Annotated in this window: 20 protein-coding genes and 1 tRNA gene; 9 read left to right on the top strand and 12 right to left on the bottom strand. The window is 54.8% G+C overall.

Going from position 1 to position 22101, the window contains the following annotated elements; translation table 11 throughout:
• The first annotated feature begins 103 nt into the window (after positions 1–103).
• Both crfC and N7922_RS22630 read left to right on the top strand, forming a co-directional pair.
• Positions 104–2458, top strand: coding sequence for a clamp-binding protein CrfC (crfC, locus tag N7922_RS22635; RefSeq protein WP_263098375.1), 2355 nt, complete (start codon positions 104–106; stop codon positions 2456–2458).
• The gene (locus N7922_RS22630) at positions 2455–3327 is read left to right on the top strand and encodes a YjcZ-like family protein (protein ID WP_263098374.1); all 873 of its coding nucleotides are present in this window, start codon (positions 2455–2457) and stop codon (positions 3325–3327) included. The genes crfC and N7922_RS22630 overlap by 4 nt, the downstream gene beginning before the upstream one ends.
• 95 nt (positions 3328–3422) lie before the next feature.
• Here N7922_RS22630 and kdgT read toward each other — a convergent pair whose 3' ends face one another.
• Positions 3423–4421 carry a 2-keto-3-deoxygluconate transporter gene (gene kdgT / locus N7922_RS22625; protein WP_263098373.1) on the bottom strand — a complete coding sequence of 333 codons (999 nt, stop codon included), beginning with the start codon at positions 4419–4421 and terminating at the stop codon, positions 3423–3425.
• 603 nt (positions 4422–5024) lie between these two features.
• Here kdgT and proP point away from each other — a divergent pair.
• The gene (gene proP, locus N7922_RS22620) at positions 5025–6527 is read left to right on the top strand and encodes a glycine betaine/L-proline transporter ProP (RefSeq protein ID WP_263098372.1); all 1503 of its coding nucleotides are present in this window, start codon (positions 5025–5027) and stop codon (positions 6525–6527) included.
• 42 nt (positions 6528–6569) lie between these two features.
• Here proP and N7922_RS22615 read toward each other — a convergent pair whose 3' ends face one another.
• Both N7922_RS22615 and N7922_RS22610 read right to left on the bottom strand, forming a co-directional pair.
• Entirely contained in the window at positions 6570–7523 is a 954-nt protein-coding gene (locus N7922_RS22615; protein ID WP_263098371.1) for a nickel/cobalt transporter, read from the bottom strand.
• Positions 7524–7603: 80 nt separating this feature from the next.
• Positions 7604–8215, bottom strand: a complete 612-nt coding sequence (locus tag N7922_RS22610; protein ID WP_263098370.1) for a DUF2238 domain-containing protein — start codon at positions 8213–8215, stop codon at positions 7604–7606.
• A gap of 179 nt (positions 8216–8394) precedes the next feature.
• Between N7922_RS22610 and N7922_RS22605 the strand changes: the two genes are divergently transcribed.
• Positions 8395–9027 carry a helix-turn-helix domain-containing protein gene (locus N7922_RS22605; RefSeq protein WP_263098369.1) on the top strand — a complete coding sequence of 211 codons (633 nt, stop codon included), beginning with the start codon at positions 8395–8397 and terminating at the stop codon, positions 9025–9027.
• A 183-nt stretch (positions 9028–9210) separates the two neighbouring features.
• Here the strand turns inward: N7922_RS22605 and N7922_RS22600 are convergent, their stop codons facing one another.
• The 3 genes from N7922_RS22600 to N7922_RS22590 all read right to left on the bottom strand — a co-directional run bounded on the left by N7922_RS22600 (position 9211) and on the right by N7922_RS22590 (position 10419).
• Entirely contained in the window at positions 9211–9549 is a 339-nt protein-coding gene (locus N7922_RS22600) for a hypothetical protein (protein WP_263098368.1), read from the bottom strand.
• A complete protein-coding gene (locus N7922_RS22595; protein ID WP_263098367.1) occupies positions 9546–9914 on the bottom strand; it encodes a DUF2778 domain-containing protein in 369 nt (122 codons plus the stop codon). Before N7922_RS22595 ends, N7922_RS22600 begins: the two co-directional genes overlap by 4 nt.
• A 429-nt stretch (positions 9915–10343) precedes the next feature.
• A tRNA-Phe gene (locus N7922_RS22590) sits at positions 10344–10419 on the bottom strand.
• A gap of 185 nt (positions 10420–10604) precedes the next feature.
• Between N7922_RS22590 and N7922_RS22585 the strand changes: the two genes are divergently transcribed.
• Together N7922_RS22585 and N7922_RS22580 are read left to right on the top strand one after the other, a co-directional pair.
• A complete protein-coding gene (locus tag N7922_RS22585) occupies positions 10605–11450 on the top strand; it encodes an AraC family transcriptional regulator (RefSeq protein ID WP_263098366.1) in 846 nt (281 codons plus the stop codon).
• A 37-nt stretch (positions 11451–11487) separates the two neighbouring features.
• Positions 11488–12093 carry a LysE family translocator gene (locus tag N7922_RS22580; protein WP_263098365.1) on the top strand — a complete coding sequence of 202 codons (606 nt, stop codon included), beginning with the start codon at positions 11488–11490 and terminating at the stop codon, positions 12091–12093.
• Here N7922_RS22580 and N7922_RS22575 read toward each other — a convergent pair.
• The 5 genes from N7922_RS22575 to aspA form a co-directional block, all read right to left on the bottom strand.
• Positions 12090–12665, bottom strand: coding sequence for a transcriptional regulator (locus tag N7922_RS22575; protein ID WP_263098364.1), 576 nt, complete (start codon positions 12663–12665; stop codon positions 12090–12092). The genes N7922_RS22580 and N7922_RS22575 overlap by 4 nt on opposite strands.
• A 48-nt stretch (positions 12666–12713) precedes the next feature.
• Entirely contained in the window at positions 12714–14504 is a 1791-nt protein-coding gene (locus tag N7922_RS22570; RefSeq protein ID WP_263098363.1) for a protein-disulfide reductase DsbD, read from the bottom strand.
• Positions 14480–14803 (bottom strand): divalent cation tolerance protein CutA, encoded by a 324-nt coding sequence (gene cutA, locus N7922_RS22565; RefSeq protein WP_263098362.1) that lies wholly within the window; start codon positions 14801–14803, stop codon positions 14480–14482. The genes N7922_RS22570 and cutA overlap by 25 nt, the downstream gene beginning before the upstream one ends.
• Positions 14804–14885: 82 nt before the next feature.
• Positions 14886–16187 (bottom strand): anaerobic C4-dicarboxylate transporter, encoded by a 1302-nt coding sequence (locus N7922_RS22560; protein WP_263098361.1) that lies wholly within the window; start codon positions 16185–16187, stop codon positions 14886–14888.
• Positions 16188–16299: 112 nt separating this feature from the next.
• Complete coding sequence (gene aspA, locus N7922_RS22555; protein WP_263098360.1) at positions 16300–17736, bottom strand: aspartate ammonia-lyase; 1437 nt, start codon at positions 17734–17736, stop codon at positions 16300–16302.
• 339 nt (positions 17737–18075) lie between these two features.
• Here aspA and N7922_RS22550 point away from each other — a divergent pair, with 339 nt between their 5' ends.
• Positions 18076–18546, top strand: coding sequence for an FxsA family protein (locus tag N7922_RS22550; protein WP_263098359.1), 471 nt, complete (start codon positions 18076–18078; stop codon positions 18544–18546).
• A gap of 29 nt (positions 18547–18575) precedes the next feature.
• Here the strand turns inward: N7922_RS22550 and yjeH are convergent, their stop codons facing one another.
• Entirely contained in the window at positions 18576–19832 is a 1257-nt protein-coding gene (gene yjeH, locus N7922_RS22545) for an L-methionine/branched-chain amino acid transporter (protein WP_263098358.1), read from the bottom strand.
• 255 nt (positions 19833–20087) lie between these two features.
• On the opposite strand from yjeH, the gene N7922_RS22540 reads away from it, so the two are divergent.
• Together N7922_RS22540 and groL are read left to right on the top strand one after the other, a co-directional pair.
• Complete coding sequence (locus N7922_RS22540) at positions 20088–20381, top strand: co-chaperone GroES (RefSeq protein ID WP_007372708.1); 294 nt, start codon at positions 20088–20090, stop codon at positions 20379–20381.
• A 39-nt stretch (positions 20382–20420) separates the two neighbouring features.
• The gene (groL, locus tag N7922_RS22535; RefSeq protein ID WP_263098357.1) at positions 20421–22067 is read left to right on the top strand and encodes a chaperonin GroEL; all 1647 of its coding nucleotides are present in this window, start codon (positions 20421–20423) and stop codon (positions 22065–22067) included.
• The last annotated feature ends 34 nt before the right edge of the window (positions 22068–22101 follow it).

Below are 22101 nucleotides of genomic sequence, written 5' to 3'. Positions count from 1 at the left end.
TTTTGAAGATATTTTCCACACGTAATTATAAAAGCCGAAACTTAACAAATAACTGCGCGGCTAAATAAAAGTAAGAAATTTGCGTTAAGGAAAGACTTTTAACATGCACACACAGACAATTTTTGAATTAAGCCAGGAGGCAGAGAGGCTGTTACAACTCTCTTTGCATAATCTCCAGGCGTTGAAAAAAATGCCGGCGGCGACGTTTGATGAGACGAGCCTTCCCGGTGCAGCAGAAAATGCCAACGTACTGCCTTTACATTTCAGTTCGCGCGGCGTTGAGGCACAACAGGCCACGCTGCACAATGAATTACGGAAAATCACCCGTCTGGAAATGGTGCTGGCGATCGTTGGCACCATGAAAGCCGGCAAGTCGACCACCATCAATGCGATTGTGGGTACTGAGGTGTTGCCCAATCGCAACCGCCCTATGACGGCACTGCCGACGCTGATTCGACACACGCCTGGTCAGAAAGAGCCGGTGCTGCATTTTTCTCATGTAGGGCCGATCGATGCACTGTCGCAGCAGTTGCAGACCCGTCTATTTAACTACGATCGCGAAAAGCTGGCGCAAAAGCTGGAAATCGATAAAGACATGGCCGGTCTGCTGGATCGTATTGCCCAGGGGAATGCGTTTGATAAACACTACCTTGGCGCGCAGCCGATATTCCACTGTTTGAAAAGCCTCAACGACTTAGTGCGGCTCTCGAAAGCGCTGGACGTGGATTTCCCTTTTTCCGCCTACGCCTCTATCGAACATATTCCGGTGATTGAAGTCGAGTTCGTTCATCTGGCCGGGCTCGATAACCAACTCGGTCAACTGACGCTGCTGGACACCCCGGGGCCAAACGAAGCCGGGCAGCCCCACCTGCAAAAAATGTTGAGCGAGCAGTTAGCCCGCGCCTCTGCCGTGCTGGCGGTGATGGACTATACACAGCTTAAATCGATTTCGGATGAAGAAGTGCGCCGCGCGATTTCCGCGGTTGGCCGCTCGGTGCCGTTGTATGCACTGGTGAATAAATTCGACCAGAAAGATCGCAATAGCGACGATGAAGAGCAGGTTCGGGCGCTGATTTCCGGCACGCTGATGAAGGGGCAAATTAATCCGACGCAGATTTTCCCGGTCTCTTCCATGTGGGGATATCTGGCTAACCGCGCGCGGCACGAGCTTAAAAACCAGGGCCGCTTGCCGCATCCGCAGGATCAGCGTTGGGTACAGGACTTTGCCGAAGCGGCTTTGGGGCGTCGTTGGCGCACAGACGATTTAGACGATATCGAACATATTCATCATGCCGCCAACCTGCTATGGGAAGACTCGCTGTTCGAGCAGCCAATTCGCAAGTTGTTGCACGCGGCTCATGCCAACGCCTCGCTGTTCGCGCTGCGTTCGGCTTCGCATAAGTTATTGAATTACACCCAGAGCGCCCGCGAGTATCTCGATTTTCGCTACCAGGGATTAACGGTGGCGTATGAGGAGCTGGAGCACAATATTACGCGTCTGGAAGAGGATATGGCGCTGTTGCGTACCAGCCAGGAGAGCGTTAGCGACGAAATTGCGCACGAAGTGGAAGAGGCGCTGGCTGCGGCGGAAACCTTTATTCATGGTCAGCAGTTTGAAATCGTCGAGGCGATTGATGCCTGGTTCCACGAGGGAAAACTGGTGCGCATAGCCCGCGACAGCAAGGCGGATCTGCGTCTGAACGCGGGATTAACCCCGGACCAGCTTATTCTGGAAGATGAAGGCCAGGCGCAGATTGTGATCAGTAAAATCCGCTCAGGTTGCGAGACGATTTTGCTGGCGGCACAGGAGCGCATCAGCCGCGGGCTGGCTCTGCGTTTTGATGAACTGGAGCATACGCTGACCCGCTCTCTGAACGATACGATGCGTCCCATTGAGACCCGTATTAAAGAAGAGCTTAACCACGCGGGCTTCCGTGCACGTATCAGTTTTCCGGCCTTCCAGCCCAGCACACTGAACTTTAATACCCGCTCGCTGTTTACCAACGTGATTGCGCCGGAAGATGTTCCCGCCGGGCAAGCGGCGCGGGCGAGCAGCGTGCGGGAAACGGTATCGCGCTGGCTGAATAACCCCAGTTGGGGATGGGATGATTATGTGGTCACGCGTACCCGCTATGTCATCGATGTCGGCTCGTTACATCAGAAATTGATCAACCATATCGCGCATTTTTGTGAACAAATCCGTAAAGCTTTAGCCGCACAGGTCGATGTTTCTGTTACGGCAGGGATGGCAACATTTTTCGCCGAGTTCTCGTTAAGTCTCGCGGGACTACAGGAAAGTTTGCGTGACAGCCTGGCGATACGGCAGCAAAACGAATCGTCAGTATTGGCGTTGCGGCAGCATTTGCAACACTGTATCCGGACGGCAAATTGGATCCACGAGGACGCTCGTCTGTTACGCGATGACATACAAACCCTATTCGCGGCAGATCAACCATGAAAAATCGACTCCTGGAAGGGCCCGGACGCGTACTGGAAAGTATCCATCCGAAATTTATCGTGGATTTGGTGCAAGGCGTTGATGCGTCTCGTCAGTCAACTATCGTGCCCCAACAGCAGTTGTTCCGTGAAAGACTGACGCAAGAGATCATGGCGCAAACGCAGCTGCGCCCGTGGGCCATGCCCGGCGTGTTAAACGACAATGATACGCTCCGCCTTGGGCTGGCTGAAAAACTGGCCAGCATGCTCGATCCTGGTCATCTGGCATTAACCCGCATTACCCAGCGACTGACGGCTATGCAGCAAACCAGTCGTCCTGCCAGTGCGACACCCGGTTTACAACAACAGTACGATGAACTGGTTGAGCATTTTAGCCAGCGTGCCGCGTGGAAAGAGAAAGCGCTGACGCAGCGTGGGTTAGCGGTGCAGGCGGGAAACCATAGTGAGCAGGTGTTTACCCACTGGCGCGCCGGGAGCTACAGCGGCTGGTCAATGGCCGGGCGCTGTTACGTGGCGCTGGAAGAGTTGCGCTGGGGGGCGTTTGGCGATGCCTGTCGGCTGGCGAATGAAGATGTGGCGAATATGCTGAAAGACAATCTGCGCGTGATGGCGGCGGATTTTCTGGCGCAGGGCATTAATGCCGCACCCACCACCCGCCATTTTTATCATCAATGGCTGGCGACGCCATCGACGCCCGGGTTGATGGATTATAAAGATCTGCTGGGCTGGCTCGGCGACTGGTGCGATGCAGAACGTCATCCGGTTTGCTGGTCGGTGACGCAGAGCTGGCAAACGGTGGCGTTAGGTATGCCGCGACTCTGTTCCGCCTCGCGGATCGCGACGGCGATGGTGGATGAGATTTTTGCTTAACCGTTGGTGTGCCCTGCAATTGTCTGGCCGGACGGGTCGTTAATTGCAGGACATAGCGAACAAAAAAAGCCCTGACGGGCTTTTTTTGTGGGCGCTTAATGCCCGGTGGACTCGACGGCGGTTTCCGTTTTGTCCGCGGCTTGTGGAAGAGTGCCGAAACGCTTTGCATACAGCGCCGTGATGATCGGCACCAGAATCGCCGTCACAATCACACTGGCGGCAACCAGTGCCGTTGCGGAAGCGGCGACAGGCTGAAATGCCGGGTTAATCTGCGCGATGATCACCGGGTTAGCCACCGCTGCGCCAGCAGCGGAAGAGGCTGCCACACCGGCGGTACCGTTGCCACCGCCGATCACGCGGTCGGCAATGATCAGCGGGATCCCGGTGATGATAATGACCGCCACGCCGAGGAAGATACCCAGCAGACCGGTATCCAGAATCACGCTCAGATTGATGGTGTTACCCAGTGCGAAGCCGAAGAACGGGATCAGCACCGGCGTCGCCTTGCTGAAGAATGCCCGCAGATCGTGATCGAGGTTACCGAGCGCAAAACCGATCAGGAACGGCAATACGGCGCCGACAAAGTGGTGTGGTTCAAAGGAGGCCAGGCCCGCGGAGCCGAGGATCACCATGGTCATCAGCGGACCGGATTCCAGCGACATCAGCACAAATGCCCCGGACTCTTCTTTGCTGCCGTACTGGTTCATCAGGCTGGCGTACAGGCCGCCGTTGGTCATATCCATGGCGGAGACGATGGCCAGCACCGAGAGACCGGCGAAGAAACCGGTCTGGATCCCGGTGTCCGGAATAAAGGACGCGGCGATCATGGCAACGACCCACGCAACGGCGATTTTGGTAATCACCAGCGTACCGGATTTACGTAATACCGTGCCGGTGGCGCGTAAATCAATGGATGCGCCAATACAGAAGAACCATACCGCCAGAATCGGTACCGTGCCGGTAATCATGCCTTTGGTGAAGGAACCGAAATACGCACCGGTATCCGGCGCAAGTGTATTCAGAATAGCCCCTAATAGCAGCGGGACCAGCATCATCCCCCCAGGGATACGTTCAATTGTGGCCTTGATTTTCATAATGAGCCCTCATTTCCCGTCATCAGCATGAGCGAGGAAAGGTAAAGTTAATATTCAATACTTTCAAAAAGTTAAATGATTATGTTATCGGTTCGCTCGCGGTCATTTCCTGCCTTCATTCGGGCTATGCGCCCTGGTTATGCGCAGAATTGACCCTAACGCCGCTGTTTCTGCGCGTATCATCCGATCTTTGGAATATTGATTCAATAAGAATAAAACAGTGTTTTAGTTATCTTCGTCACATATTTTGTGTAAAGATTTTCTGATGTTTTATCGAATTAAATCGCTGTAAATGAGTTGTGAAAAACCAGGCGGAAATAAAGGCAGCAGAGTAATAATCACGGAGGGAATGAGGAGCGGTAAAAGTGGGGTTGATTATCACGGAGGAGAATGTGTGAATTTGATCACATTTTAAAACCCTGCTAGGGTAAAAAGGTCATTAACTGCCCAACAGGCGTCAACAGGTTCGGTTGTACAGGCTGCCCATGCCAGTGTAAGTAAACCTGCTACGCTTGAATAAGAAAGCTGAAAATGCTGTAAAAACGCCCGGTAATAAAAGGAACATCGGGCGGTTCGGGCGAAAGTCTAAAGAGGAACCGATGCATGTTAAAAAGGAAAAAAATTAAACCGATCACCCTGGGTGATGTGACCATCATTGATGATGGCAAACTGCGTAAAGCGATTACCGCCGCCTCACTGGGTAACGCCATGGAGTGGTTTGATTTCGGCGTTTACGGCTTTGTGGCCTACGCCCTGGGTAAGGTCTTCTTCCCGGATGCCAACCCCAGCGTGCAAATGATTGCCGCGCTTGGGACCTTCTCCGTACCGTTTCTGATCCGCCCGCTCGGCGGGCTGTTTTTCGGCATGCTCGGCGATAAATACGGGCGGCAGAAAATCCTCGCTATCACCATTGTGATTATGTCGGTCAGTACGTTCTGTATTGGCTTGATTCCCTCTTACGCCACGATTGGCATTTGGGCACCGATATTGCTGTTGCTGTGTAAGATGGCACAGGGCTTCTCGGTGGGCGGGGAATATACCGGGGCATCCATCTTCGTTGCGGAGTACTCCCCGGACCGTAAACGTGGGTTTATGGGCAGCTGGCTGGACTTCGGCTCAATCGCCGGTTTTGTGCTGGGGGCGGGTGTTGTGGTGCTGCTCTCGACCATTGTGGGAGAAGAGAACTTTCTTGAATGGGGCTGGCGTATTCCGTTCTTTTTAGCGCTGCCGCTGGGCATTATCGGTTTGTATTTGCGCCATGCACTGGAAGAAACACCGGCATTCCAGCAGCACGTCGATAAGCTGGAGCAGGGCGATCGTCAGGGGTTGCAGGAAGGGCCGAAAATCTCCTTCAAAGAGATTGCCACCCAACACTGGCGCAGCCTGCTGACCTGTATTGGTCTGGTGATTTCCACCAACGTTACCTATTACATGTTGCTGACGTACATGCCAAGCTACCTGTCGCACAACCTGCACTACTCCGAAGATCACGGCGTGCTGATCATCATCGCCATTATGATCGGCATGCTGTTTGTTCAGCCAGTGATGGGGCTGTTGAGCGACCGTTTTGGTCGTCGTCCGTTTGTTTTGCTGGGGAGCGTCGCGCTGTTTGCGCTGGCCATTCCGGCCTTCATTATGATTAACAGCAACATCATCGGTCTGATTTTCGCGGGTTTGCTGATGCTGGCGGTGATCCTGAACTGCTTTACCGGGGTGATGGCCTCAACGCTGCCCGCGATGTTCCCCACGCATATTCGCTATAGCGCGCTGGCCAGCGCCTTTAATATTTCGGTGCTGGTGGCGGGTCTGACGCCTACGCTGGCGGCCTGGCTGGTGGAAAGCTCTGACAATCTGCTGATGCCGGCTTACTACCTGATGGTGATCGCGGTGATTGGTCTTATTACCGGCCTGACCATGAAAGAGACGGCGAACCGCCCGCTGAAAGGTGCGACGCCAGCGGCGTCGGATATCCAGGAAGCGAAAGAAATCCTGCAGGAGCATCACGATAATATTGAGCAGAAGATCGAAGATATTGATGAGGAAATTGCGCAGTTGCAGGAGAAACGTGCACGGCTGGTGCAGCAGCATCCGAAAATTAACGACTAGCCCGACGATGAGCGGATGGCGGTAACGCCATCCGTATCGTTATCAGCAGCCGGCGGCAATATAATCCCCGTTCGCACTGACCGGGATCACAGTTAAAAACAGCACCACGGCAAACAGTATTAACGCTACGCCACCCGCTATTTTCAATAGCGGAACCACCTTGCTTAACTGACCTGCATTGCCACCAAAAAAGGTCGCTGTGCTGTTGCGCGCATAGCGCACCGCCAGCGATAAACCCATGATGGACAGCGCCGTGCCTACCGCCATGGTCATTACCGCGGCGATGCCCCATGTCACGATACCGAGGGCGTTTGAGAACAGCAAAATCATGATCGCACCGCTGCACGGGCGCGCGCCAATGGCGAGGATCACACCCAGACGCGTTTTCCAGTCGCCCTGCGTTGCCGCACCGACACCGTGATGGCCGCAACTGCACCGATCGCTATGCTGATGCAGCGGGGCCAGGCTGTGAATGTTCAGCGTGCGCGGGCGCAGATCGTTGATTGCACGCCAGGCGACATAAGCGCCAAATCCGCCAATCATCACGGCGCTGACCTTTTCCACATACCAGCGGCTTTCGCTCAGATCGCCGGCGGCGAGATTAAACCCCACCGCCAGAATAAAGACGAACAGGATGGCGCTGACCCCCTGCATCAGACTGCCCAGCATCGGTACCACACGGGCGGCCATCTCGCTCTCTTTGTTGGTGCTCAGATAAGTGGTAACGATAAATTTACCGTGACCAGGCCCGATGGCATGCAGTACGCCATAGAAAAAAGCCCCGGTCAGCAGCCATAGCCCGCCGCCGTACTGATGGTTATTCAGTTGTAGCAGGTACATCACCAGATAACGGTGCAGGGTGATTTGCGTGGCCAGGCACCATTGCAGAAACGCGCCCCAGTGAGCATGGATCGTGAAGAGCGCAAACAGCGCGACAGCCAGGGCGGCAAAAGCCGCAGGCAAGCGCCAGTCGCGGGTAAGAGGTTGCGTGGTCATAAGCTTACGGGCAATGAAAGAGTGATGCCTGAAGTATAGGCGGCGAAGGACATCGGCTCCAGCCTTCGCCGCAGGGTGCGTCAGGAAGGAAGCAGTCGTTTATGCCAGCGTCCCAGCACCAATACCGTGGTCAGCGAACCCAGCAGGGCGCAGAACATATCGGATTGCGTATCCCAGGGATCGCCCTGGGTGCCGAGAAACTCATCCGCTCCCTGACCCATCGACAGTGCAGCCCACCACTCAACCAGCTCATAGGTGGCGCTGATCGCCAATGCTATGCAGCAGACAATAAAGTCGAGCATTTTTCCGCCGCGCACATAGCGCCCGCGTAGCAGAATCTCCCGCGCCGCCAGCGCCGGAACCAGCCCCTGGAAGAAGTGGCCGAGTTTGTCATACGGGTTACGGCTCAGGCCAAACAGGTGCTGCACATCAAAACCGATCGGCACTTTGGCGTAAGTGTACATCCCGCCGACCATCAGAATGATGGCATGGAAAAAGATCAGCCCATATAGCAATGCGGTTAGCGGGTAGCGCCGCCAGGTGGCGAGCAGCAGGGGGACGACGATCATGACCGGCACCACTTCCATCAGCCAGGTGATGCGGTCTTTCGCCATCAGACCGGTATAGACCAGGATCAGTGCCAGCAGGAGTGCCGCCACGTTCAGCGTGGTGCGGTTAACGCTCTTAATCATACGAATATCCGTTTCGGGAAAAAGATAACTATCAGCGCGATAGTGTTAAAAAACAATCCTGCGCGCAAAATGACGTTCCCCAGGTCTCCACTTTCTCTTTCACAGCAATCTTCCGGTTATATTCGAGTGTTGGTAAAGTGAACAACCGATACGGATGAGCAAGCAGAAGGGCATGCAGGGTGAGCGGGATCATTGATTATCAAATCGAAAAATACAGCTTTGCGGAAGCCGCTGAAACACCACGCCTGACACAGCAGTGGGCGGATGTGGCGCAAGAGTGTTTGCAAGTCCGCGCCGGAGCGGAAGAACGGTTACGCATTGCATTGCTGAATGTGGACTACGTGACCAGCTTTGAGCTCCCTTTCCGGTTATTGCTGATCCGCGCGCCGCAGCTGATCGCCAGCGTGCGGGATGAACTGCAACTCAACCAGAAAAACGTCATTTTCAATGGCAAGCGCTTTGGCTGCGTCTATAGCCTGAAAAACGATTTGAGCGACATCCCCGACGCTTTTCAGTACCGCCTGTCGACCCGCATCCGGCGGGTTGATCCGACCGGAACGTCGGCGACGCCTTACCAGCAAATCGCCAAAGAGGTGCGCGCCCCGCGAGAACGCCTGAAGCTGGCGCTGGAGCAGGGCTTGCAGGTCACCGCACTTGATGCGTTGTTCTGGTTTGGCAGCCAGCGTATTGCCGCTGATATTCAGCGACTCAGAAAGGCCGGTGTGCGAATCGCCACAGCCGAAACAGAGGTGTCCGATAATCTGACCGGCACAACCCGCAAAGTTCCGGTTTACCGGAGAGAAGAAGGGTGAGTGAGTTTGTGGCGAATAAGCGCCTCAAGAATACGGGGATTTTTAATCCCCGTATTTCCAGGCTCTGATTGGCTGGGCTTGATGAGTAAAATTCCCGTACTGTCTTCAGCAACAGACTCAATAGGTCAGATGCGCTGTGATGTGGCTATGCGAAATACAATTTCGCTAATTATTCACATAAGCCTAGTGAGTGATGTCTTTTTTGGACACCAGAAAACTATTCACTTCGCTTATAGAACACTCAGTACTGGAGGCATCGCTTTGGGTGATAACTTCATAGCGACTGCCTGATTTATCATGGAAGACAAAGTGATAAACTTGGGTGTAAAGATCTTTTCCTTTTTTTTCTGATGCCAGTTGTTTGACCTCTGTTTTCGATTCATCCAGATTTGCGATGTCAACGATGCCAGCATTCTTCATCCAGGCTTCAGCCATATTCATTGGCCATGAATGACAGTCGGGAGAGGCGGCCATGGTAGAAAAAGGTAATATAGCCAACAGGCTTATGATGTATTTGTTCATTTTACAACCTCAAGTGACTTATCTCCGCTGCTCCAGATTTTCTGGCGAATAAACAGAGGCAGAATGATACAACCATTAGAAGCCGTACCGGGATGCTTTACGCTATCACCATGAATCAGGAAGCCAGAGCGCCCATACATGGTATTTTCAGCATTTGGATGCAACCGAAGCGAGTACGCTCCGGTATGGGGGTGATGAAAGGGGTGACCTGTAATTGAATATTTACCTTTTGGCAGAGGACCCATGTTAGGCGTTCCTTCCATCTGTGCATTGTTTTTTCCCGCGCCCTTTCCTGCGTATCCCTTGCCTATTAATTTACCATTGTGGCTTAAATTACCGGTGCTTTGCTCATACACCCACGTCATACATAATCCTTCATTGTGATTCAAACGCTGCAGCAAGTTGGTATTTCTACCAAAATCTATTGCTTCTTATGTTTCGAATTTTTGGGTACCGAGGATGAACCTATATAAAGACATTTCGGAGTAATCCCGGCGGGATATTAACCTCCTGGTTTGAGTTATTTTCCCCAGGATTCCTCCGAGTTTAATTTCCGTAGGTGCAGAAAGAAGCAAGAATGGCATGCAGTTGTTGCCTGACCATGACTGTTAAGCTGTGTGCTGGCGAATAGCGATAGCCTGAGGAGACGCTGTAGATGAATGTGTTGAACAGCGCGCTTGCCGCGCTGGCCCCGAAGGGGTGAGCCGCTTGCGGCGAATAATCGAACGAAGTTCGATGAAGAGTCCGGAAGCAGAAAAGCAAAAACCCGCCTTTTGGGCGGGTTCTTTAAATAGTGGTGCCCGGACTCGGAATCGAACCAAGGACACGGGGATTTTCAATCCCCTGCTCTACCGACTGAGCTATCCGGGCAACGGGGCGCATTAAACCTTAATCGTCTTAAGGCGTCAACCTTATTTCTTTAAATGCTAACCGGTTGCTCAACTTTGCGGCAATCTGTGCGATTCTGCGGCGTAAAACGGGAATTGCACAAATCTTCCAGACTTTTATTGACCGGCGAGGAATGCTAGAAAATCTGAAGGCGCTCCGGAGGCTCTATGGCTAATGACTGGCTGGAACTGCGGCAGCATGCAGACACCGGCATTGAAACAATTCGCGCTCACTTTGAAGGGCACGCATACGATCCGCACTGGCACGATAGCTACCTGGTGGGGATCACGCTGGCGGGCACTCAGCAGTTTCATTGCCGCCGCGAGCGTCATCGCAGCAGGCCGGGCGACGCTTTTTTACTGGAACCGGGCGAGATCCACGATGGCGATGCGCCCGTTGCCGGCGGTTTTACCTACCTGACCTTTTATCTTGATGAACACTGGCTCAGCGATACGTTACGCGGCCTGTATGAGTCGGTGCCGTCCAGCTATTCACTCCATTTTTCTCATACTATCGCCCGCGAACCGCTGCTGATCGGTGCGATTGCGCAGACCTTTTACGCGCTGCACCGCGAAGAGATGCGTATTGTCCAGCAAAGCGCCATGGATACGCTGCTTAGTCAGCTGACGCACCATTGCCAGTGGCATAAGCGGCTGCCTTCGCAGGTGCAAAGCGCGGCGATAGCCCACCGCGCCAGGGATTATCTTTATGCACATATTGGTGACAACATTGGGTTGTCGGACCTGGCGCGGGAAACCGGCACCGATCGCTTTACGCTGACGCGCTGTTTTAAGCGCGAATTCCACTTAAGTCCGCATGCCTGGCTGATTCAGCTTCGCCTTGCCACGGCGCGCGCGCAACTGGCGCAAGGCGCACAACCGGCCAGCGTTGCCGCCGCATTAGGCTTTGCCGATCAGAGCCATCTCGGGCGCTGGTTTCAGCGGGCTTATCGCCTGTCGCCCGCGCATTACCGCAGGTTGTGCACAAATCTTCCAGACGATACGGAAAAATAACGCCACAGTCTGAGGCTCATGACTAAGGAGCCCGATTGTGAATCTGCTGCATAACTCTTTGCCGTTCTTACTCTTCGCGTTTGTCGCCTCGATTACGCCGGGGCCGACAAATATCCTGATCCTCGCCAGTAGTCAGCGCTTTGGCGTTAAAGCGACGCTGCCCGCAGTGGTGGGTGCGTGTGTGGCGGCGAGCCTGATCGTTTTTATCTCCGGCGCGGGTGCCGGGGAGATCCTGCGGGACTACCCGCTGGTGCGTGAGGTGATGAGCTGGGCTGGCGCGCTGTGGCTAAGCTGGATGAGCTGGCAACTCTTTTCTGCTCCCGCCACAGATTTACAGGGCGAAGCACAGCGCCCCTTTAGTGGTCGCGCGGCGGCCATGTTGCAGTTGATCAACCCTAAAACCTGGATGATGGCGCTGGCGGTGGTGAGTCTGTTTGCCCCGCACAGCGGTCAACCGCTGCGCGAGGTATCGCTGCTGTCGCTGTGGTTTTTACTGATCTCCCTGATTTGCCTGAGCGCATGGACGCTGTTGGGCAAAGCGGCCAACCGGCTGTTTCGCACGGCGACATCCCTTGTCTGGTTTCAGCGCGGGATGGCGCTCTGCTTGCTGGCCTCCGCCTGGGCGGGACTGTTTGGCGTTTAAGTCAGCGCGCCACCCTGGCGGCAGCGGGCGAAACGCAAAATATCTTCCGCCAGCCGCTGTGCGGTATCGACATCGGCCTGGCTGCGGTTCACCAGCATCCGGCTCAGGCAGCCTTCCAGCACCAGCTCCATCTGCTTCGCCACCATCGCCGGATCGTCCACTTCCAGCCGGGTCAGCAATTCATGCGTAAAGTCGTGGGCGTCGCGTTTTTGCTGATCCGCCAGTTGGTGAATGGGATGACCCGGATCGGGAAAGAAGGTGCACGCGGCGATGAACAGACAGCCGGGATAGCGGTTATTGCTGACGCACTCAGTCAGCGCACCGTAGCGTGCAAGGAGCTTCTGTTCACTGCTCAGTTCTTCATTCAGCAATAGCTGCCTGCGCCAGATATCCACCTGCTGGCTTAGATAGCGCAGGGCGTCATACAGCAGTGCTTCTTTATCCGGCCAGAAACGGCGGAACTCATCAATGGGGTAATCAATGCGTTCGGCGACCATCTCCAGCGTGGTGTCTGCAATCCCTTTTAATTCAAGCAACTGTAAAGTTTGGCTCAAAACGTCTTCGCGTTGCACGGTGATGTCCTCCGTTATGTGAAGCGTATTCCCCCAACCAAGTGTTGTTTACGGGGCTTGATTGCGCAAATGTGAGGCAAAGGCGGCGGCGTCCATAAATCCGGTTACTCTGGCCGCAGGCTGCTCTTGCCCCTGGGTATCAAAAAACAGGATCGTCGGCAGGCCGAGCACGTTCAGGTGCCGCAGCAGCGCCGCATCCCGGGCGTTATTGGCGGTGACGTCCGCCTGCAATAACAGCGTATTTTTTAGCGCTGCCTGTACCTGCGGATCGCTAAAGGTGTACTTCTCAAACTCTTTGCAGGCCACGCACCACTCAGCATAGAGATCCAGCATCACAGGGCGACCCCTGGCCTGCGCCAGTGCCTGGTTCAATTCGTCCACGGTTTTCACTGTTGTAAATGCCAGCGGTGCGTGCGTCTGTGCGGTTGGTGTGCCGAAGACCCAATCTTGTAGCGGGCGTGCACACACCAGCGCTGCGCCGAGCAGGGCAATTTGCAGCACGCGCACAATGGGGCGCTTTGCGCTGAGGCTGGTGATAAACGCCCAGGTGAAAAACGCGATGCCTAACAGCGCCCACATGCGTAATCCCCAGATATCGCCAAGCACACGCTCCAGCAGGAACACGGGCAGGGCGAGGATCACAAACCCGAAGGCGATTTTGACCTGCTCCATCCACGGCCCGCTTTTCGGCAGCAGCCGGTTACCGAACACGGTGACCAGTACCAGCGGCAGCCCCATACCCAGTGCATAGAGATAGAGCGTACCGCCGCCGAGCCACAGGTTGCCACTCTGGGCGATGTACAGCAGGATGGCGCTCAGCGGCGCGGTGGTGCAGGGAGAGCAAATCAGCCCGGCAATCGCACCCATGGCGAACACGCCGCCCATCGATCCGCCTTGCTGCTGGTTACTCCACAGCGTCAGGCGGGTTTGCAGAGCAGAGGGAAGTTGCAGCGTAAACAGGCCAAACATGGAGAGTGCCAGCAGACTAAACAGCGCGGAGAGGCCGATCAGCACATACGGATGCTGTAATGCGGCCTGGAACGATAACCCAGCGGCCGCAACCACCAGCCCCAGCGCGGTGTAAGTGAGCGCCATCCCCTGGACGTAGATGAATGCCAGCAGTAACGCACGCGGTGTGGCGAGACGTTGCTTGCTGCCGAGCACGATGCCGGAAATCAGTGGATACATAGGCAATACGCAGGGGGTAAAGGCAATGCCGATGCCGATCAGCAGCGCCCAGAGTGCGGAGAAGGGCAGTGCATTTCCCCTCACCCCGGCCCTCTCCCCCGAGGGGAGAGGGGGAATAGCCGTTCCGGATGTGGCAGGGGGAATAGCCGTTCCGGAAGCGGTAGTGGGAACAGCAGTCCCGGAAGCGCCAGGGGCAACAGAAGTGGGGGTGTTGCTGGTCGTTGCCACCACGTCCATCAGCGGCACGACTTTGGTTTCCGGCGGGTAGCAGAATCCGGCGTCGGCACAGCCCTGGTAAGTGACGGTCAGCGTTGCGCCTTTCGCCGCCTGAGTCACCTTAAGCGGCACGCTCAGTTGCTGGCGGTAAATGTCTGTTTTGCCGTAAAACTCATCTTCGTGCATCTCCCCTTGCGGCAGCGAAAGGTGGCCGATACTTGCCTGCGCAGGCGTAACGCGGATCTGCTGGCGATAAAGGTAGTAGCCTTTTTTCACCTGCCAGTTGAGGGTCAAATCATGCTGATGTTGCTGAAAATCGAAAACAAAGGCCTGATCGGCAGGCACAAAGTCAGAGCTGCCGGGCGCGTCAAATAATCCGGCAAAGGCGGATGTGCTGCACAGCAGCAGGATCAGCGTAAGGATGCGTTGAGCCATGAGAGGTAGTCGTAATCTCCGTGGGTAACGGGTAAAGCCAGTAATTCCGGGGTCTGATACGGGTGGTGCGATTTTATACAAGCGAAGAGATCTTCGAGATGGGCGACGTCGGTTTTCAGCAATAGCTGAACTTCGTACTCTTGCTCCAGCTTGCCTTCCCAGTAATAGAGCGAAGTGGCGCCCGGCAAAATGGTGACGCAGGCAGCGAGTTTATCCGCCAGCGCTTTTGCCGCCAGATCCTGGGCGGTGGCTTCATCCGGGGCAGTGCAGAGTACAACAACGGCGTCAGGCGTGTTCATCGTCAACCTCGTAGCAGCGAAAACATCGACTATACCACGCGAAGACGGATCGGGCCGCCAGGCGGCCCGATTTTAAGCACTTTTACAACAGGATACCGCCGAACACGAAGCCCAGGATCACGCACAGCGCAATGGCGATCACGCCGGGTATCAGAAACGCGTGGTTAAAGACAAACTTACCAATTCGCGTTGAACCGGTGTCGTCCATTTCGACCGCCGCCAGCAGGGTCGGGTAGGTCGGCAGCACGAACAGCGCAGAAACCGCCGCAAACGAGGCAATCGCGGTAAGCGGCGTAACGCCGAGCAGCAGAGCGGCAGGCATCAGGGCTTTGGTGGTCGCCGCCTGCGAGTAGAGCAGGGTTGCGGCGAAGAACAGCACCACCGCCAGCAGCCACGGGTAGCTGTGCAGCAGGTCGCCCGCCACCATCTGGATATCTTCGATGTGATGTTTTACAAAGGTGTCGCCCAGCCAGGCGACGCCGAGCACACAGACGCAGGCGCTCATCCCGGATTTAAAGGTCCCGGCGTTGAGGATCTCTCCGGTGTCGATTTTGCAGGTCAGGCAGATAAGCGTCGCGATAGTCAGCATAAAGACCACAATCGCTTCGTTACGCGGCAGCACCGGGTTGGCGATCAAGCCGACGGTGGGGCTGATGGCCGTGGCGTACAGCATTACCGCAATAATGCCGATCAGAAACAGCAGCACCGAGCGTTTGGCATGCGGTTTCAGCGCGAAAACCTGGCTGCCGCGCAGTTTCACTTCTCCCTTCGCCAGACGCTCCTGGTAAATCGGGTCGTCTTTCAGTTCGCAGCCAAGGAAGTTACACACCACGGCAGTGATCATTACGGCAATCAGCGTGACCGGAATACAGATCGCCAGCAATGTCAGGTAGCTCACTCCGAGCGGCTCCAGGATCCCGGCGAAAAAGACCACTGCGGCGGAAATGGGCGATGCGGTAATAGCGATTTGCGAGGCCACCACGGCGATGGACAGCGGGCGGGATGGGCGAATGCCTTGCTCTTTCGCCACTTCCGTTATCACCGGTAGCGTGGAGAATGCGGTATGCCCGGTACCAGCGAGAATGGTCATAAACCAGGTCACCAGCGGGGCGAGAAAGGTAATGTATTTCGGGTGGCGGCGTAACATGCGTTCCGCCAAACTGACCAGATAATCCATCCCTCCTGCGACTTGCATGGCGGCGATAGCGGCGATGACCGCCATAATGATTTCAATAACGTCGAACGGTATTGCGCCGGGTTTGATTTGAAAAAAGAGCGTCAGTATGAGCACCCCGAAACCACCGGCAAAACCAATGCCGATGCCGCCGAGTCTGGCACCAAGGTAGATGGCGATCAGGACGAGGACAAGTTCTGCAGCAAACATAGTTGGCTTCCTTGTTTAACTAAGTGATATCGAATTGTTATAGTTTAGTAACCATCCAAAAGAAAAAGGCACACCGTTCAGGGCGTGCCTTTTGTCTGTTTAGCCGTAGGGGTTACTGTTCACTTTCATCGGTATAACGTTTCGCTTTGTAGGCCGGGTGCATCAGGTTCTGCGCCGAGAAGATGTCATCCAGTTCGGCTTCCGTCAGCAAGCCGCGCTCCAGCACCACTTCCCGTACGCTCTTGCCCGTTTCGGCGCAAATCTTGCCGACGATATCGCCGTTGTGATGGCCGATAAACGGGTTGAGATAAGTGACGATGCCGATGGAGTTGTACACATAGCCTTCGCACACTGCTTTGTTGGCGGTAATGCCGTTAATGCATTTTTCCAGCAGGTTGTAGCAGGCATTGGTCAGGATATGAATCGACTCAAACATCGCCTGGCCGATCACCGGTTCCATCACGTTGAGCTGTAGCTGACCCGCTTCGGAGGCCATGGTGACGGTGATATCGTTGCCGATAACTTTAAAGCACACCTGGTTCACCACTTCCGGCACTACCGGGTTCACTTTGGCTGGCATGATGGAGGAACCCGCCTGCAACTCCGGCAGGTTGATTTCGTTCAGCCCGGCGCGTGGGCCGGAAGAGAGCAGACGCAGGTCATTACAGATTTTGGAGAGTTTGACCGCCAGACGTTTCAGCGAGCTGTGCACCATCACATATGCGCCGCAGTCAGACGTTGCTTCAATCAGGTCTTCCGCAGGGACTACCGGCAGGTTGCTGACTTCCGCCAGTTTCTGCACCGCCAGTTGCTGGTAGCCATCCGGCGTGTTGAGACGCGTACCGATCGCGGTCGCGCCGAGGTTCACTTCCAGCAGCAGCTCGGATGTCCGCAGCAGGTTTTTGGTTTCTTCATTCAGCAGCACGTTGAAGGCATGGAACTCCTGACCGAGCGTCATCGGAACGGCGTCCTGCAACTGTGTGCGGCCCATTTTCAGGATGTCCTGGAACTCAACGGCTTTATTCTCGAAGCCTTCGCCCAGTTGTTTAATGGCATCAACCAGTTTGACGATAGAGGCATAGACCGCAATACGGAAGCCGGTCGGGTAGGCGTCGTTGGTGGACTGGCATTTGTTCACATGATCATTCGGGTTCAGGAACTGGTATTCGCCTTTCTGGTGGCCCATCAGCTCCAGGCCAATGTTGGCCAGCACCTCGTTGGTGTTCATGTTCACGGAGGTTCCTGCGCCGCCCTGATAGACGTCTACCGGGAACTGATCCATGCATTTGCCGTTGTTCAGGATCTCATCACATGCGGCAACGATAGTGTTCGCGATACTTTTAGGGATGGTTTGCAGCTCTTTGTTCGCCAGCGCCGCCGCTTTCTTCACCATTACCATGCCACGAACAAACTCAGGTATGTCGCTGATTTTGCTGTTGCTGATGTAAAAGTTTTCAATCGCTCTCAGAGTATGCACGCCGTAGTAGGCATCCGCCGGCACTTCCCTGGTACCTAACAAATCTTCTTCGATACGAATGTTGTTTAACATGTGAACCTTCTTTTTCAAGCTACGAATGAATACACCAAACACACAGTATTAATGTGGTTATGTGTCTTTTCCGACCGACGATTATCCCCATAATCGGCCCGATACCCGGAATGATATGCTGATGATAGCGAAATGCCGTAATCTTGATCACTTATTATATTCGCCGTTGCATCATAATTATTAATATGTGAAATGAGTCACCGCTTCGTGACAGACCGAAAATTTTCATCCGCCGGGAAATTGAATTTTCCGCATTCGCCACCATCTCAGTAACCATGCGATTCGCAAACTCATTCAGACAGCCGCCACAGGGCGTCTGTCCGCCGACAGGAGAAGCCAGTGCGCTGGATACCGTTTATTGCCATTTTTTTATACGTTTATATTGAGATTTCGATTTTTATTCAGGTCGCGCATGTCTTTGGCGTTCTGATGACGCTGATTCTGGTGATCTTTACCTCGGTGATCGGCATGTCGCTGGTGCGTAACCAGGGCTTCAAGAACTTTATGCTGATGCAGCAGAAAATGGCGGCGGGTGAAAGCCCGGCGGCAGAGATGATCAAAAGCGTGTCGCTGATTATCGCGGGTCTGTTGCTGGTGCTGCCAGGGTTCTTTACCGATTTCCTTGGCCTGTTGCTCCTGCTGCCGCCGGTGCAAAAACACCTGACGCTGAAACTGATGCCGCATTTGCGTTTTTCGCGCATGCCTGGTGGTGGTTTTGGCGCGGGAAGCGGCGGTGGAGAGACCTTCGAAGGGGAGTATCAGCGTAAAGACGATCAGCGCGATCGCCTGGATAACAAAGACGACCGCTAAACAGGATGCCCGGCGATGCCGGGCTTGTTTTATGAGTGAACGGAGGGGGAGGGGGCGATCCGACGTTTGGGTAAAAAGAGCCATAGCGCGGCGAACATGAATACCGCATAGAGACTTTTCCAGCCGGGAACCACCAGTAACAGTAAACACAGCACGCTACCCACGATCGCCAGCGCTTTGTAGCGCCCCTTCAGCAACCGACAACCCGCCAGCATACACAGCAGATAGATAGTGATGAAAATCCCGTTCGCGTAGATGATCAGCGTATCGAGATTAATGCTGAATGCGTAAATCGCGAGGGTGCAGAAGATGCAGCAGAGGATCACCGCGCTTAACGCATGTTGCGGTAGCTGTCGCCCGGAGAGGCGCGCCAGCGCGCTATCCGGCTTGTACATTGCCTGTGACCACACCAGCCGGGCGAAGCTCTGAATGTAAATATTCAGGCTGGCAAAGCAGGCCAGATAACCAATGATGCAGGCGATCCACAACGCCTGCTTGCCGAACAGTTCGACCACAATCACCGGTAATGACGCCGCCGCGCCCTGATCGCGCCACAGGTCAAAGTGCAGCACCACCACGGTACAACCCCAGTACACCGACCCCGCCAATAGCAGGCCTATCATGAGTGCCCGGGGAAAATCGCGTTCCGGGTTTTTGAACTCGGAGGCCAGGTGGGCGAAAGCCTCCAGCCCAACGAAGCACCAGAACATGACCGCCAGCGATGAGGACATCTCCGACACCGATACCTGCGGTAACGGCGGGAAGGCAATGTCCGCGAAGTGAATATCGCCGCGCCACCAGATAGCGACAATCAGCGCAACAATCAGCAACGCAATGATCGATTGCAGATTGGCGCTGGAGCCAGCGCCGCGCGTGCCTAAAAACCAAATCAGCGCCAGCGTGCCCAACTCCGTCATCAGCAACTGCGAGCCTTGCCAGCCAAACATGCCCTGCCAGAAGCCAGCGGCAATATGCAATGCGGCCGGTAACCCTACCGGGATCACCGAGAGAAACAGCCAGCCCGTTACCCGTTCCAGACGCGGACCAAACGCCATGCCGACAAAGTGCGCGACCCCGCCTGCGCTGGGAAAGTGACGACCCAGCACGGCAAAAACAATCGCCACCGGAAATACCAGTGCAATCAGCAACGGCCATGCCCATAAACTACTGTTACCTGCAGCCACGGCGGCTAACGCCGGTACCGCAAAAACGCCGGTGCCAAGTAAGGAGGTGGAAAGCAACCCGATGCCCTGAGCCAGCCCCAGCTCTTGTTTTAATCCGCCCATTGTCCCTGCATCAACCTCTGTCTGACTGACTTCAAGAAAAGGGATGTTATCACAATCGGTTTTCCTTATGGCTGGACCAGCAGTGCTGCTATTTTCCGCACTTTTGCGCATTGACGCACTTTCGTAAATTTTTTTTGTTCTTCCCCCTTGAAGGGGGAAAAATCGACCCCCATCTCTCAGGTCACCAGCCGGAGATCCCTGTGCGGACCGGCGTCATCCATAACTGATAAAGACTTCCTCAAAGGAGAGCTATCAATGAGTATTCGTCCGTTACATGATCGTGTGATCGTCAAACGTAAAGAAGTTGAATCCAAATCCGCTGGCGGCATCGTTCTGACCGGTTCTGCAGCAGGCAAATCAACGCGTGGCGAAATCATCGCTGTCGGTAAGGGTCGCATCCTGGAAAACGGTACGGTGCAACCGCTGGACGTTAAAGTGGGCGATATCGTGATTTTCAACGATGGCTACGGTGTTAAAGCCGAGAAGATCGACAACGAAGAAGTGCTGATCATGTCCGAAAGCGACATTCTGGCAATTGTTGAAGCGTAATTTCACGCGCGAAACTGAACGAATTTAAGGAAAGAGAAAATGGCAGCTAAAGACGTAAAATTCGGTAACGACGCCCGTGTAAAAATGCTGCGCGGCGTGAACGTTCTGGCAGATGCAGTGAAAGTTACCCTCGGTCCGAAAGGCCGTAACGTGGTTCTGGATAAATCTTTCGGTGCACCGACCATCACCAAAGATGGTGTTTCCGTCGCGCGTGAAATCGAACTGGAAGACAAGTTCGAAAACATGGGTGCGCAGATGGTGAAAGAAGTGGCCTCCAAAGCGAACGACGCTGCAGGCGACGGTACCACCACCGCAACCGTACTGGCGCAGTCCATCATCACTGAAGGCCTGAAAGCTGTTGCTGCGGGTATGAACCCGATGGATCTGAAACGTGGTATCGACAAAGCTGTCGCGGCTGCGGTTGAAGAACTGAAAGCGCTGTCTGTACCGTGCTCTGACTCCAAAGCCATTGCTCAGGTTGGTACCATCTCTGCGAACTCCGATGAAACCGTCGGTAAACTGATTGCAGAAGCGATGGACAAAGTTGGTAAAGAAGGCGTGATCACCGTTGAAGACGGCACCGGTCTGCAGGACGAGCTGGACGTGGTTGAAGGTATGCAGTTTGACCGCGGTTACCTGTCTCCTTACTTCATCAACAAGCCGGAAACTGGCGCTGTAGAACTGGAAAGCCCGTTCATCCTGCTGGCTGACAAAAAAGTGTCCAACATCCGTGAAATGCTGCCGGTTCTGGAAGCTGTTGCGAAAGCCGGCAAACCGCTGGTTATTATCGCTGAAGACGTGGAAGGCGAAGCGCTGGCTACCCTGGTGGTTAACACCATGCGTGGCATCGTGAAAGTGGCTGCGGTGAAAGCGCCTGGCTTCGGCGATCGTCGTAAAGCTATGCTGCAGGACATCGCAACCCTGACCGGTGGTACCGTGATTTCTGAAGAAATCGGTATGGAACTGGAAAAAGCAACCCTGGAAGACCTGGGTCAGGCTAAACGCGTTGTGATCAACAAAGACACCACCACCATCATCGATGGCGTGGGTGAAGAAACCGCTATCCAGGGCCGTGTAACTCAGATCCGTCAGCAGATCGAAGAAGCGACCTCTGATTACGACCGTGAAAAACTGCAGGAGCGTGTAGCGAAACTGGCAGGCGGCGTTGCGGTTATCAAAGTCGGTGCTGCTACCGAAGTTGAAATGAAAGAGAAAAAAGCCCGCGTTGAAGATGCCCTGCACGCGACCCGTGCTGCGGTAGAAGAAGGCGTGGTTGCTGGCGGTGGCGTTGCGCTGATCCGCGTAGCAAGCAAAATCGCTGACCTGAAAGGCCAGAACGAAGACCAGAACGTGGGTATCAAAGTTGCGCTGCGCGCAATGGAAGCTCCGCTGCGTCAGATCGTGCTGAACTGCGGCGAAGAGCCGTCTGTGGTAGCTAACACCGTTAAAGCAGGCGACGGTAACTACGGTTACAACGCAGCAACGGAAGAATACGGCAACATGATCGACATGGGTATCCTGGATCCGACTAAAGTGACTCGTTCTGCTCTGCAGTACGCGGCATCTGTAGCCGGTCTGATGATCACCACCGAGTGCATGGTGACTGACCTGCCGAAAGGCGACGCGCCGGACTTAGGTGCTGCTGGCGGTATGGGCGGCATGGGCGGTATGGGCGGCATGATGTAATTGCTGCCGGACACATGAGCAGGGTTTACTCTGC

It is taken from the genome of Kosakonia sp. ML.JS2a (genome assembly GCF_025642095.1).
Taxonomy (GTDB): Bacteria; Pseudomonadota; Gammaproteobacteria; order Enterobacterales; family Enterobacteriaceae.
The sequence above is the reverse complement of the archived record's forward strand: the minus strand, read 5'-3'. Positions and strand labels throughout refer to the sequence as shown.